This is a genomic window from Archangium gephyra (genome assembly GCF_049060025.1).
Classification (GTDB): Bacteria; Myxococcota; Myxococcia; order Myxococcales; family Myxococcaceae; genus Archangium; species Archangium gephyra_A.
In genome coordinates this window covers 1,637,913-1,652,768 of sequence record NZ_JBMEQQ010000002.1, presented here as the reverse complement: position 1 = coordinate 1,652,768, position 14,856 = coordinate 1,637,913, and the positions used below count along the sequence as shown (strand labels likewise).

Below are 14,856 nucleotides of genomic sequence, written 5' to 3'. Positions count from 1 at the left end.
AGGAGGGAGAGTGCCGATTGAACCGCTTATGAATGGGAACTTGGAAACCAGAACGGGCCTTTCTTTCGCCCTGTGAAAATCCGAGTCTCTTCGTCTACTGCAGGTTCCAGCCCGGCGAAGTATGACGACGCCGAATGACGCCCTGCGAGTTCCCCAGCCAAGAGGAAGAGCGCCTCGCTGAGTTGACTGGGATCTAAAACCTTGTCTAAATCGATACCAAGCTCTACGTCCACCAGATTTCCTACCCGCAGAAGTCTGATGGAGACGCCTGGGATATGGCCAATCCCTGGCAAATCGAAAGACCTGAGCATCAAAACTGTCGCAGTGTGAAGCCCTGGCAGAAGCTCAGGTAGTGCAGTCCCTGGATCGCATTTCTCTCCATCCAGGCTCGCTCGCATCACGCCTGTTGACCTCGACAGAATGTCGTCAACGAGGCGGAATGCAGCATCTGCCTCCTGCCCTTCGAATATAAGTTCCACCAACTGACCCATCAGTCGACGAATCCCTTGAAGGTGAAGTCTTGATTGAGTCGAATTCCCCGGCCATCCGGAAGCCGTTTTTCAATCCATCCAAGGCCCGTTTTTGGATCGGTAACTTTCTTGAACGAGCCCGGCCCCCGGACAATATCCCTGAAGTGTTGCATCGCCTGTCCATGCCACGTGCTTTGGTTGCCGTTTACCTTGCCCCATATTTGAGGATTCCGTCCTGCATGCTTGGACAACGCATGACCCAGTCGGGTTGAGCCCTTGTATACCTCTGATGCTGTACCCAGGGCTGTCCTCAGTTGGTTGGTCCCAACCAGTGGCGCTGCGGAGCGCAATATGGCGCTTCCGCCCTTTACGATACCGAAGCTCAGGACCCCCACCGCAGCATCCATTGCTATGTCAGCGCCTGTCGTCTCCTCACCAAGTGCTGCCCGTGTAGCTGTGCCTCCAGCGGCACTTGTAACTCCAGCTACGGCCCCCTGCGCTAGGATGCTGCCTCCCGCCGTTAGGCCAGCAAGCCCTCCTGTGACTGCGCCACCTGCTGCCGTTGCAGTAACGCGACTCCAATTGACATCTTCTCCGCGCCAGAGTTGACGGCCAAGCTCTACGCCACCACCAATAGCACCGCCGACCAAGAAGCCAGCTACCGCAGCGGGCACGGTGAGCGCGCGGCCATCTGGATCGGTATATTTTTGTGGGTTGTGCCCTGCGTAAGCGTATGTCGCCAGATTGACTGGATGGAACACGCCGCCAATGCCGACTTCCCCATCGAGGTAGTCGGTAGCTGCGGGATCCGCGCTCGCCCATAGCCCCACACGTGGGTCGTAGTAGCGCGCCCCGAAGTAATGGAGCCCAGTCTCCTGATCGAGTTCTTTGCCGCTGAACAGATGTGGTAGCCGCTCTGTGTTCGACCTCTGGTCAACCCATGGTTCGCCAGACGGGAAGTACTGCACGTGCTCGTACAGTTCTCCGTCTACATCGGTCACGTAGCTCGTGCTGCCGATATGATCAGGATGATAGAAATACAGGAAGTTCGTATCCGGCATCCCATCATCCGGCATCTCGCTTGGCACTTCGTAATGTGGATTCTTCTCCACATTGCGACCGCTCTGGTGGCCGTTCGCCGATCGATGCTCCCACCACTTGCCAAGCATCATGGAGACCAGGTCATGGTCATCTGGCCGCACGTGCGAGGCGCCTGGTGACAGCTTGGACGCAATGCGTGTCGTGCCAACATAGACGTGCTTGGTCCCCACGGACCGGTTTCTCACGGTCCACTTGTCATTCACATAGACGGTCTCACCTTGCGCTCCCGTCTTGATGATTCGATCACCACCGTCGTCGTAAACGAAGCGCGTGGCCCGCCCATTGTCGGAGATCGAGCGGATACGGTTCTCTTCATCCCATACGATCGTGCGGCGCTGCCCATTGCGGTCGTGGTCCCACCCCGTCTGGTTACCGTTGGCATCGTAGAAGAACGTCCGGTCGCCAATATGTGTTGCCGCATGCGGCTTGGTGGAGCCGTAATCATAATTCCACGCGTAGGTGGTCTTGTGCTGCGGGATGGGTTTGCCGTCACCACGGTTGCGGATCCAATGCTGCTGGTTCTTGGAGCGGATGTTATGGATATCGTCGTAGTGCAACACGTACGAGTATTCGTTACTCTTCCCTGGCGGCTGGAACCATGTGCCGGTCGCGCTGGTCAACCGGTACAGTTCATCGTAGACGAAGCGCTGCTCGACCCGCCCGCCGTACTCGTTCGGCCTTGCATTCGGGACGTCATTGACCAGGTTGGTGACGTTGCCAACCTTGTCAAAATTATACGTAAACCGCTGGAACTCTCCGGCTTCCAGGGTGGAGAGTCGTCGGCTGCGCGCATCATACTCATAGTGCGTACGGATGCCGTTCCCGGTTTGCTGGAACTCACGCTGCTCGAACCGGTCGTACTCCAACCGGGTCACGTATGGGAACAGGACGCCCAGCTTCACGCCCTCGACCGCACGGGGCTGCCCGCCCGAGTCGTAGGCATACGTGAGCACCTCGGTATCTGGGTAGACCAGCTGCTGCAGCCGCCCCCAGGTATCGTAGAGATACCGCGTCACGTAGATCTCGGGGCTATTGGAACTGTTGCCCATGGTGCGGCTGTCGATGCTGCGCCGCTCGTAGGTGGTCTCGCCAAGCGCGCCGTAGCGCCGCTCCTCGAAGCCGCTACTGTCGTCCACGCGCACGAGCCGACCCACGCGATTGCCGCCCTGTCCACGCAGTGCGGCCCCGCCCCAGGCATAGGTTACGTCGTTGTCCTGGTAGCGAGGATAGCGGATCCCGATCAGATGAGTGAAGTCGTAGCGGTATTCGATCGCCCCACCTTCGCGCCTCAGGTTGGCTGTGATTCGCCGGATGACATTGCCCGCTTCGTCGTAGACCATCTCGGTGTGCCCGCTATCCGGATGGACTACGTCGGTTCGCCGGCCGCCCAGGTCGTACTCCGACCGCGTGAGATTGCCGGCCGCGTCGAGCACACGCCGGATCTGCTTGAGAGGATCGTACTCGTAGCGCGTGGTGATCCCTCGTCCGTCGAGGTACTCGACCACTGCGCGGATGTTTTCGCGCGCGTCACGCAAGGCATCGCGGCGGTTGTTCTCGGCGTCGAGCGTGGTGGTCAGTGCCCACAGGCCGCCACCCGAGAGTGCTGGCGCCAGCGCATAGGTCTTCTGCGTCCGCGCGTCATCAGGCATTACGACCTGGAGCTCGCGATCGAGCAGGTCGTGGGTGATACGCGCGGGTGGCGCGCTGGTGTCCACGGGCCGGGTGAACGCCAGATTGCGCGCCGTGCTCTTGGGCTCCTCGGTAGGATACCACCGCGCGACCACCCGGCCCCAAGGATCGAGGTGCGTGCGGCCGGACACGATCATGACGTCCTGGGCCGCAGCATCGACCCCACGATGCAGGGTCCCATCCTTCTTCGTCTGGATGGCTTGGCCGAGGCCATCTATGAAAGTCACCGTCTCGATCGGATCGGCCACGTTACGGAACACATCCATGTTCGCGGTGGTGGCATAGGGCACCACGGCATCGGGCCGGTACGTGAAACGGATGGTGTAATCGAGCCCTCGCTCTATCTCATACGGCCCACGGACACGCGAGATGCGCCCGAAGTCGTCGTACTCGGTGAGCACCGGATTGCCATTGATGTCGAACTCGCTCGTGGGCGCACCGAAGCGCAGGTCATGCCCAGCCGTGGAGTAGTAGTTGAAGCTGTCGTCAATGCGAACCACGTGGGTCCGCACCTCGTCTTCATAGGTATAGCGGAGCTGGTAGCGCTGGCCGTTGTGATTGGGGGGAGAGGTGACGCTCTTCAGGTTGCCATCGGTGTCGTAGGTGAGATCCGTGTGGGCCACTGTGTCACTGTCAAGGGACACGCGAATCTGGCGCACGTCGCCCGTGCCACTAGCGCAGTCCACGTCGGCTTCCCGCTTGCGCAGGAGCGCGCCAGCCGCATCCCGCACGATGATGCGATCGGCCACCCCCACGATGTGGTGCGCGCGGCAGGTGGACAACCGGCCCGTGTATTGGATTTCCGCCCGATAGTCGTCACTGGCTCCCGGTCCTCCCGCGTCATGGAGCGAGATGACGTTGCCGTAGGTGTCGTAGTCCTGGGTGGTAAAGGTGTGGATGAACGCGTCGGGAGCGCCCTCGTGCTGATAGTGGTGCTCCTCCACCTGCGCTGGGAACACCGCCTCGGTACGCGCCGCCTGCTCGGGCGTCAGCACCCGGCCGCTTTCGATGTCGCGGAGTTCGTACTTGTAGGTGGCGCGCTCGAAGACGGAGCCGTCGCCGCCCAGGAGTTGCGACGCGGCCATGAGACCGCGCTCGTGATAGCCGTTGTTACGGAACCCGAGCTTCTGGCGGCGGTAGACCGGCAGCGCGCTCGGAGACGAGACGCCATTCCAGCCGCGGGTATCCAGCGTGTCGACCTCGACCCGGGCGAAGCCGTAGGACTCGCGCTCGTAGCGGTCGTAGCGGCCTCCCTCATAACGCATGCGCTGCAGCGAGTAGTCGGTGACCTGGCCCAGCTCGGTGGAGTCGGCCTGGCCGTCGTAGACCTTGACCTCGCTCAAGGCCCAGCGGCTCTGCGGCATGTCCTGGGTGTTGCCGGTACGCGTGTAGTCGAGCCAGAACTCCGCGCCCAGTGGACGCTTCACGTGCCGCAGGAGGTCCGTGCGGCCCGTGCGGTTGCGAGCTACCTGGATCTCGTGCGGGTTGCTGGAGACGAGATGATCAGGATACCCGTCACCATTGATGTCTTGGATGGAGACCGTGGGCCGGCCGACCGATTCGCCGAAGTCCACGCCTGGGTTGATGATGAGGCTGATGCCAACAAAGACAGGAATGCTGATGGTGAAGTAGGCGCCACCTCCAAGGGTGGTCGACTGGTTCTCGGTGATGTCCTTGCCGCCTGCACCACCTCTCCAATTCACCGGGGTCGCTGCGATGCGATGGCCCTGGTTGAACCACACTCGCAGCCCATCGCCTGCCTGCTCGGCGCAATCGAGCAGACCGTCGCCGTTGACATCGAGCAGGGACCCGCCGCATTGGGTGACACCGCCCGAGCCGGTTCCGGACTGGCTGTTGCTTCCGTTGATGCCTCCGCCGAACCCGTAGATGCCATCGTTGAAGCCAAGGGATGCCCCCGCGTTCTTTTCCCGGGTGACACCTTCATGGATGACTGCCCAGCCCCAGGGCTCGCGAGGCGCGAACCGGTAGCCCAGGTTGAGTGCCACATCCAGCGTTCCCGCTCCCTTCCACACCCGGTCGGGCAGGCCATCACCGTTGACGTCCATGAGGTCTGCTTCGGACGTGGCATCGCCCTCACTGGCGCCCAGGCTCAGGGAGAATCCGACCGGCTGCATCTGCTGGGTGCTGGCGGAGCCACCTCCGGTTTTTTCGGCACCGCCACCCATCAGACCGCGCGCGGTGGAGATCGCGCTGGAGATGTTGCCGCCAATGCCAAAGGTCGAGCTCTCGCTGCTGGTGATTCGCAGCTCACGGCTCGGCACCTCACGCTGCTCGGCGAGGACTCCCAGGGGCGACGTGTACTGGACACGCTCCGGAGACACCACATCGGGGAAGCCATCGCCATTCATGTCGAGGAAGTCGAGCAGGCCGCGCGACTTCCCCTCGGACTTGGAGAAGGAGGCGGGACCGGCGCCGCCACCCAGGGCCGTGTTGCGCGAGCGGGAGATGCGGGGCACAGCCGCGGTTCCGGCGAGCTGGGCCGGCTTCGGGAGCCGAATCAGCGGACCCCCGAGCCGTGTGGTCGACATCTCGGTCGCGGTCACATAGATGAGCTCATGGGGCCCCTGCCAGTGCCCGCCTCGCACCGGGCTGCACTCGAAGGCATCCTCCGCGGTGTAGCGGCAGGGCATCGTGTCGGGCATGGGCACCAACGCGAATGCCTTCATGCCCTCCTGGGAGAACTGGCGGGCCATGTCGGGGGCCGTCTCCTCAGAGGGGGGATCGCTGGTCTCGAAGGGCGGCGGCTTGTCGAGCTCGCCAGGCGGAATGGGCTGCTCGCCCCGCTCCTCACCACCGTTGTAGCCACCGTAGGCCCAGCCTCGATAGCCATGCGAGAGCCTGCCCGGTTGTGCCACGCCGTAGCGGATGGACGGGAGTGGGAGGATGCCCCTGGAGACAGAGGTCCGGACAGCGTCGAAAAGCTCCGGAGTGCTCACGGAGAAGGAGAAGAAGACCGGCTCGTTGGCTGTCACCGGCACATCCAGGAGCACCGTATGACTGCCGCCATTGTCGATGGTGACCTGCCTCTTTCCGAGCAGGCGCCCCTGGCTCTTCGCCGTGAAGGTAACCGTGCCCTTGTGAAGCGTACTGCCCGCATCGATTGTCGCCGCGAGGGAGACGGTCCCGCTGACCGTTGGCACGAACGCTGGTGCCGGGCTCTCCGGTGTGCGCCGCGAATACGTGGTCATGTCGTAGACCAACGGGATGTCGAAAGTCGGCTTTCCTTCGTGATCCACGACGGGCACGGTCCGGCCATTCTCGTCCCGCGCACTCACGTAACGGATCCATGGACCGTGCTTGAGGCTCCCGTCCGTGCCGCTGATGGGCTCGAAGGCCAGTGCGGTCAGATCGACGGGCGAATCCGAGTGGATTCGGAGCGAGACGAAGCTCCGGGCGCTGACCGTGATGGTCTGATCGAGGTTGAAGGTGCTCCGGGACGAGTGGGGGAGTACCTGGGAGAACGCCGGTCTGCCGTCGACCATGAGCATGACGGTGACGTCATCGGACGTCTCGCGCAGCTTGGTGAGCCGGCACGAGACCCGCAGGGCACCGGCATAGGGGACGTTCATTCCGGTGCCGGCGCGTCCGGCGAGCACGAACTCGTTCGTGGCGTCGAAGCGACGGACGTCGAGGAGGTTCTCGTCCTTGCCCGGAGCCATCCCCAGGTATTCGACGACCGGGCTCCACTTCACCCGGTCATCCCACGCATTCTCCAGGGCGTGGAGACGGAAGAGGATGCGCTCGCCAGCGGCGACATCGACTTCCACGCTGGGATTCTGCGGTTGGGTCTCGGTGGCGCTGAAGACGTGCGTCCAGAGCTGCGTGCCCTCATGCTCGATGGCGGCCCGGAGACCATCCCCGCCAGAGCGCTGGGCCCCGCTCAACCGCACCTCGCCAGAGATGCGCACACGCCCCGGGTAGGGCGCCTGCCAGCTCCGGACCGTGTCCACGGGAGGTGAATTGCGGTCGAGCTCGGTTTCGAATTCGGGATCCTCGAAGGACGCGGGCAGCACATCGGGAGACACGGCGCTCGCGCCAATACGCACCGGAGTGCCACTGCTGTCCCCGGGAACGAATCGGGGCAGGCCGTCCGCGCGCCGCCAGTTGAAGTAGACGGTGGATCCTTGCACCAGATCCACCAGTTCATCGGCATTGACGTCGGACAGATAGGTGTCCTGCTCCGAGGACGAGAAGGCCATGTTCGCGTGGAGCTGGCCTGGGGTGAAGTACACCTCGGGGCCGACGGACAAACTCATGAGCGAGCGCTCATGCGACAGCGCTGGCAGGCCCTCGACGGGGAGAGCTGAGGGCGTGAAGCCTGGGAGGCCCATGGGCCCGGACTGGTTGCGGTTGAAGAGATAACCACCGCCCGCGCCACGGAACACACGGTCGGCCAGGCCGTCACCGTTGATGTCCGCGAGCACGACCCGGCCCTTGGTATCGTCGGACCGTCGGCCGACCTTGACGCCAACCGAGATATTCTTGGTCATGCCGAAGCCGACGCCGACGTACAGGTGGCCTCCGAATGACCGCGTCAGCGAGCCACCCAGGGCGCTGGCATCTGCCTCTCCGATGGCATCGTAGAATCCGCCCGGCAAGGCGAGCCCGGTATCGGGCTTCTCCGCACCCGCGTTCCATGCCTGCACCGGATCGAAGCCGCGATAGACGTTGCTCGTCTCGGTGACTTCGTCGAAGTACTCGAAGGTGTGGACGTTGCCCGGGAAGGGCCGGTTGTTCACGCCGAACTGGGTGAGCTTCTTCAGCCGGCTCTTGCCGAAGGGCCCCTGGTCGTACTCGAGCTGCCAGGCGCGCACGAGCGTGTGGCGGTAGTGGACCTCGATGCGACCCAGGCGTTCGCTGGTGACCTGTTTGAAGCCACCGCGGCCGCTCACGATGAGGTCCGGGCGGCAGCCTGTCTGGCTTTCCGCCGTGCACGCGGGCTGGCGCAGGAAGACCACGCGGTAGGGGGCCGTGGCCTCGCCCACGCGCATCGTGTAGTGCGCCGAAGACAGGTAGAGCTCACGGCCAGGGACCTGCCCCGGTGCGCTCCAGGTGACTGTGTCGTAGTCGAAGCGCACCCGGTTGCCGTGGGTGTCGCGGATCTCACGCAGGGCCCAGCGGAAGACGTGGCCCGCATCGTCCGTCAGGCAGGCCGAGGCGGCCCTCCCCGTCTCGGGTGTACCGCCGTAGAAGTAGCGCGTGCCCTTGCGGTCGGTGACCTCCCACCAGTACTGGCTGGGGCCGGTGCCATGGCGCACGATGCGCTGGAACGAGCCCTCGATGCGGGGGTGGAACACCTTGTCGCCCGTGGAGCGCGGGCTCGGCAGGTTTCGGTGCGCGGTGGGGGAGAGCTGCGCTCCATCGAAGAGGTAGGTCTCGGTCTCGAGGGACGCGTCGTAGCGGGGAACGCCCCAGCGGGTCTCGGCCTCGATGGCCGAGAGGCCGACGTCCCAGCCGAGCCCCATCCAGCCGTTGCCGCGCGCGGAGCTGTAACCGAGCGCGAACGAGGGCTGCACGCCGAGCCGGCCAGGGGGAAGCTCCAGGGGGTAGTTCAGCGCCGCGTCACCGCTGGAGCTCGACCTGCGGGGGCTGGATGAGCTGGATGCCCGCTGAGGGAGTGGCCGCCTTGATTCCCTTGAGGCGATTGGGATCGAACGAGGCGATCTGCGGATGCTCGGGTGCCACCACGATCGCGTTGATCATGGTTGTGAAATGATCGGTGAGGCTCTCGACGACTTCCCGCTCGCGCGCGACCCCGGCGCGGGCGAGCGGCTCCCAGCGCTTCAGGGTCTCATCGTAGTAGAAGGTCTGGATGTCCTCGGGCACATAGCCGGGTGGCAGCAGAGAGGGCTGGTAGGGCAACGAGACCTTCAGGGCATCGTCGAAATTCTCTCCGTGCGGCTGGAACTCGTAGGCACGCCGGAAGGGGGCGGTGACATTGATGAGTCCCGGGTCCAGGGCTGGGAGCTGGGCAGCATCAAGCTGCTTGAGCGAGACACGCTTGCGGCCCTTCATGGCGGTGGCCGGGATTTCGACCGAGACACGGGTGCCAAGCTCGATACGCTTGGCCTGTCCAGGCGAGACCTCGGCCTCGGCGATCTGACCCACGTCACCGAAGCGGGCGCGGCGCTCCTCCTGGCTGAGGCCGTCGTTGAGCACCGGGTCTCGAGAGGCAGCGCCAGGCATGAGGCCGGCGTCACGGTCGAGCACGAACTGACGCGTGAAGGTGCTTCCATCGGCGAAGCGGGCGGTGACAGTCACCGGCCAGTGCTCATCGGGCTTGGTGGTGCGCCGGAGCATGGAGGCGAACACTCCAGTGGTGCTGTCGGTCTCCCGGCTGTCGATGCTCACGCGCACGCCGCCACTCACGTGACTGGGCGCACGTGCCCAACCCTCCACCCAAGCTTCATGACCGAAGTGCTCGCGGGCCGACGCGAGAATGATGCGCGGGAAGTCGATGCGGCGAGCAGCGCCCGAGCCGAACACGCGCAGGCGCGTGACCGAGACATCCGCGGAGGGGCGCAGGCGGAGGCCAGCGCAGCGCACGCGGCCCGCATCGCTGATGGCATACGTAGTCAGGCCCGGGGTGTCCTCGACGAGCGAGGCCGGCAGGTCATGCGCCACCGCATCGGCATCCACGCAGCGCAGCGACCAGTTCGCCGCCCCGGCCGCGATGCGAACCACGTCCGGGGAGATCCATCGCTCGAAGGCAACGACCAGTTCCTGGCCAGCCGCCACCGTGACTGCCTCATTCCCCTCGCGGAGCAGGGCCATCGCACCTTGCGTGGGAATGGCATCGAAGGGCGCGATGGAAACGGACTCGATGGCATTGCTGCCGTGATCCAGCTCGGCCACGAGCTTGACCTCGCCGAGCTTGATCGTTCCGCGAGCCTCGCCAGGCAGGCAGAACTCGACCTGGTTGCGCCCGAAGCGCAGGTGCTCGGCGTCAATGGGATGAACGAATGTCCTTGCCTCCTCGCCCGCGGCATCGGTGGCGGGTGGCACCCAGAACCCGCGCATCACGGGTCCGCCGTTGATGCCGCGCGTCAGGACCAGCGGCCGGAACGCGCCCTCGGCGCGATAGCTCAGCCAGGCACGCCGGTATGCGCCGGGGTGGCGTGCGAGCTGGAACGACAACGTGGAGCAGCCGGAGAGGCTGCTGGCAGGCTCGCGGCTGAGGCTCTCGTTCCCAGGTGCCAAGGGCAGGACGTCGGCGAGCGCCGCGGAAGGCATTGCGCCAGGGGTCGTGGCCGGCTCCCATGCGAGCGGCAGCGCCTCCGATGTGCCCCAGAGTTCCACTTCGGGCACCACCGCTTCGTTCTCATCCGAAGGCTCGAACCTCAGGATGATGCGCCCCATTCGCCGCGGCGCCTGCAGAGGGAACGTCGTCCATCCCTGCGGCAGGGCCGCCAGGTCATGAGGGCCCGAGATGCGCTGGCCCAGGGCGTCGAGCAACGAGAGACGGTAGGGGCTCGGGCCGAACACCTTGAGGGCGGCGACTTCCGCGCTTCCGTCCAACTGGGCCGTGACATCCGCATGGCCCTCTCCGCCAGAGGGCCTCCAGCCGATGGCGGTGTCGCGATCGAAGAGCGCCCAGGCCCCAGGGTCGGTGCTGGCTTCCAGCACTCGGGGCGTGAGTCGGCGCGCGGCGAGCTTCTCCCGTCTCGCCCGTGATGAGGGGGTCCTCACTGCCCTGGCAGGACAACGAGGCCATCAGGAATATCACCGCGACCGCGGAAACTTTGAGCGGGGCGGGAATTCCACCTCGATGAATGGACATCACGGCTCTCCAAGCGTGGTGGCGATGCGGCGCGCTTTGATTTCAAATGAGCATCTACGCTGTCAATGGAGGAGATCGTGCGCCTGGGACCTACTGTGTCGTTCATTTTCATTCTCGGAGTCATGCTGAGCGGCGGTCTGATGGCGAGCTGCTCGAGTGAAACGCCGAGCGACACACCGTTCCAACGCGGTACGGCAGGCGAGAGCTGCCGCGCACGCAACGATTGTGAGACCGGACTCGCCTGCATCAACGAGACATGCGTTCCAGGAAGCCCTCTCCTGAGCGTGACGGGCAAGGCGTGTTACCGGGTCGAGTGTGCGAACGATGCCGGATGTTGTGCCGATTTCGTTCCTGCCTCGGGCTGCGATGCTTACGAAGCTGCCTGTAAGGCCGACCCGAGCGACTGTGATGCCTATCGCAGGCTCTGTCAGTGCAATCGCGCATGTGTGGATGAGCTCTGTGTGGACAAGGGACCGGGCTGCGCTGCAGACGCGGAGTGTTCCGCACTCTCGTCACCGTATTGTGTGGGGAGCCGGTGCGTGGAGTGCCGGGACAACGGGGACTGTCTCGACGAGGGGGCACGCTGTATCGAGGGGGCTTGCAAGGCCTTGTGCAAGACCAATGAGAACTGCCCGCGACTCCATGCCTGCGAAGCGGGGACCTGCGTGCCCTCCGGATGCACCTCGGATCGCGAGTGTAGCTTCGTGCTTGGTGATCCACGCGGCCGTTGTGCGAATGGCGCGTGCTTCGTGGGCTGCACGAATGACACCCAGTGCGATGCGACAGCCTTCGAGGTGTGCCACGAGGGACGATGCACCTTTGCCGGGTGTGAGAGCGATGCTGAGTGCCGGGCCTACCTGGGTCTCTCCAGCACGCCGGGCGACGCTCGCGCGGTGTGCCGGTGATTGAAGGGCCCCTGGCCCTGGACCAGAGGGCTCGGGGCTGTACCCGGGGAGGCGTACCATTCCCGAGTCACCCCGGGCGACATGACGGGCCGAGTCACTTTGTGCTTGCCCGGGTGCGTCTGTCTCCATAGCGTCGGCGGACTCTCGGAGGCCCCTCGTGCGCCCTGGTCCCTGGCTCTTCCTGCTGGCCCTGCTGTTTTCCGCTTCGGCCTCTGCCCGGGAGGGGCAGGCGGCGAGCGTCTTCCGCCAGCGCACCCTCCTCGTGTCCTCCCAGCCCGATGGCGTGCCGCCTCTCGAGCTGCACGTCGCCGCCGGTACCGCCACCCTGGTGGAGTCCGACGTGCCCCTCGGGCCCCTGTCGTTCCAGGACGTGCGAGGACGCATCCAACTCGTCCCCATCGACGACCACCGGCTGGTGCTCGTGCCCTCGGAGGATCTCGCCCAGAGCGAGCGCCTCTCGTTCGTCGTGGGGGCCACCCCTCGGGCCGGGCCGCTGCGCTTCTCCCTCGTCACCCGGAACGACGAGGTGGACGCCTCCGTGTTCCTGGTGCGTACCTCGCCCGCCGCTGCTGACGAGGACGCCGCCAAGGCCCTGGTTCTTCAGTTGCTCAGCGCTCCAGACGCTCGTGCCACGTTCGCCGTCCCGCAGAAGATAGGGAAGATCGACGGGCCGGAGTCTGTCGTACGGCTCGTGTCCCTGCTCCGGCTCGGACAGCGCCTCTTCGTCACCCTGGCTGTCAGGACCTGGCAACCTGACCTCCGGCCCTGGCTGCCGAAGCAGATGCGGCTCCGGGCCACACTCGACAAGGGCTCCTCTTTCGTGGAGTGGCCCGTGGTCTTCTTGTCCGGTCCGCAGGAAGAGGACCAGCAGTTCCATGTGCTCACCGCGCTGCTCCCAGAGGGGACCACCCGGCTGGAAGTGGCCCTGGACGGGGAGCGCGTGCCTGGGGCCTTCCATCTCCTCCCGCTGGAAGCGGCGGTGGCATTGCCATGAGAAAGCCGCTGCACCCCAATCAACTCCGGGCCCGGCACCGCATCCGGGACTTCCGCGTGGTGCGCCGGCTGGGAGTGGGCGGTTTCGCCTTCGTCTTCCTCATGGAGCGCGGCGGACACCTCTATTCGTGCAAGATGGCGGTCCGGCCCGCATCTCCGGATGACGAGGACCAGGTGGATGCCTGGATGCGCCGCGAGGTGACCTCGCTGGAGCTGATGGAGCACCCCGGCTTGCTGCCAGTGCTGGAGTGGGGCCGCTGGCCCGACCCTGACACCGGCTACGTCTATTTCGTCACGCCGTACGTGCCAGGAAGTACCTTCCACGTGTGGCGCTGGCGCCAGCGTGCCCCGCTCCACCGCACGGTCGAGGTGCTGTGCGAGGCGCTGAAGCCTCTGGAGTTCATGCACGAGCGCGGCCTGTGTCACCGCGACCTCAAGGCCGACAACCTCTTGGTCCGGGAGGGGGACGACAAACCCTTCCTCATTGATCTCGGCGCGGTGCACCTGCCGTCCGCACGCCCTCTGACGGATGGGGTGGCACCGGGCACGCTCTACTGCCAGCCCCCCGAGGTCATGGCCTTCCTCGTGGAAGAGGCCCATCAAAAGGGCTCCCGCATGAAGGCCCATCCTTCCGCCGACCTCTACATGCTGGGCGTGCTGCTGTACGAGATTCTCACCGGGTGTCATCCCTTCGGTCCCAGGCTCTCCCTGGAGAAGTTGCTGGTGGCCATCGCCTCGGGACCGCCGGAGCCTCGAGAGCTTCGCCCCCGAGGCTCCCGCTTCCCTCAGTGTGCTGACGATGAGGTTGTTGGCTCGGGCTCCCGAGCAGCGCCCCGCGAGTGTCCGGGCCGTCCGTGAGGAGCTGGAGCGGCTCCGGGAAGAGGAGGGGCACACGGCCTCCTGGCAGGCCGCTCCATCGCTCCCGGAGCGCGAGCGGATACGAGCGCGGTTTCCGGGGGTCGACGTGGTGGAACTCGTTGACGAGGAGCCCGTGGAGCCGGTTTCTCCTCCGTCTCCCCGGGCCCTATCTGCCATGCGTGCAGGGTGGGGCCGCGGCTGGATGAAGGGCCTCGCCGGGGTGGTCCTTGGCGCCGCACTTCTCGGGCTAGGGTGGATGCTCTTCCACGATGAGCCCGGTGTGCCGGACTGCCCGGCACCTTCCGAGAAAGGAACCCACCCCGTGTCCTCTGCTCCCCATGACGATTCTCGTTCCGTCTGTCCCTCCGTGCAGGTGCCTTCGCGCCGATGTGCCCTGCTCACGAGCTTGCTGGGAGCTTCGGTCGCGCAGCTCGCCGGGTGCGCCACCGCTCCCGTGCGGCCCGATCCCATCGGCTATCTCGACCGATGCCCCGCCGAGGCGCGCGCCACCCCCGTCAAGCTGGGCATCGAGCCCCGGGAGCACCCCACCTTCATCGAGTCCGGCCTCGCGCCGGCATCGAACGACCCCGGACATCCCACCCGCAACGTCAAGCCCGGCCCCATCAGTGCCCTCATGGTTGTCCGTGTGAATGGAGCGAGGCAGAAGTACCCGGTGTCTGGTGTGGCGCTGACGACGTTCAAGCGCGTCTACATCCAGCTCGACACCCTGCACCTGCCAGATGGCTCCACGCTGCCCATCTGCGGGGTGGCCACCGACGGTCTGCACCAGTACGGCATGCCGACGTACAACTTCATCCCCTTCGAGGGGGCCCAGGTGGATCCGGAGCGGGTGGATACCAGCCCGGGTGCCGTCATCATCAACGCCCCGCGCTTCGAGACGGTCCTCCAGGGCCCCGAGGGCTACCGCGTCCCTCGCATCGTCCTGGCTCCGCCCGAGTATCGCTGAGTCCCTCCCAGCCAGAGGCCGGGGCTCCGACATGCGCAACTCCTCGAAAACATTGGCCCGCGAGGAGGTGGA

5 protein-coding genes are annotated in these 14,856 nt (G+C 65.2%); 3 read left to right on the top strand and 2 right to left on the bottom strand.

Annotation, left to right across the window (positions count from 1 at the left end):
* Positions 1-490 precede the first annotated feature (490 nt).
* Together ACN28I_RS07285 and ACN28I_RS07280 are read right to left on the bottom strand one after the other, a co-directional pair.
* The gene (locus ACN28I_RS07285) at positions 491-8,797 is read right to left on the bottom strand and encodes a SpvB/TcaC N-terminal domain-containing protein (RefSeq protein ID WP_420941379.1); all 8,307 of its coding nucleotides are present in this window, start codon (positions 8,795-8,797) and stop codon (positions 491-493) included.
* 46 nt (positions 8,798-8,843) lie between these two features.
* Positions 8,844-10,907, bottom strand: coding sequence for a hypothetical protein (locus ACN28I_RS07280; RefSeq protein WP_420941378.1), 2,064 nt, complete (start codon positions 10,905-10,907; stop codon positions 8,844-8,846).
* Between the two features lie 1,216 nt (positions 10,908-12,123).
* On the opposite strand from ACN28I_RS07280, the gene ACN28I_RS07275 reads away from it, so the two are divergent.
* The 3 genes from ACN28I_RS07275 to ACN28I_RS07265 all read left to right on the top strand — a co-directional run bounded on the left by ACN28I_RS07275 (position 12,124) and on the right by ACN28I_RS07265 (position 14,784).
* On the top strand, positions 12,124-12,960 hold the full coding sequence (locus ACN28I_RS07275; RefSeq protein WP_420941377.1) for a DUF2381 family protein: 837 nt from the start codon (positions 12,124-12,126) through the stop codon (positions 12,958-12,960).
* Positions 12,957-13,817 carry a serine/threonine protein kinase gene (locus ACN28I_RS07270; RefSeq protein WP_420941376.1) on the top strand — a complete coding sequence of 287 codons (861 nt, stop codon included), beginning with the start codon at positions 12,957-12,959 and terminating at the stop codon, positions 13,815-13,817. The genes ACN28I_RS07275 and ACN28I_RS07270 overlap by 4 nt, the downstream gene beginning before the upstream one ends.
* 406 nt (positions 13,818-14,223) lie before the next feature.
* Positions 14,224-14,784, top strand: coding sequence for a hypothetical protein (locus tag ACN28I_RS07265; protein ID WP_420941375.1), 561 nt, complete (start codon positions 14,224-14,226; stop codon positions 14,782-14,784).
* The last annotated feature ends 72 nt before the right edge of the window (positions 14,785-14,856 follow it).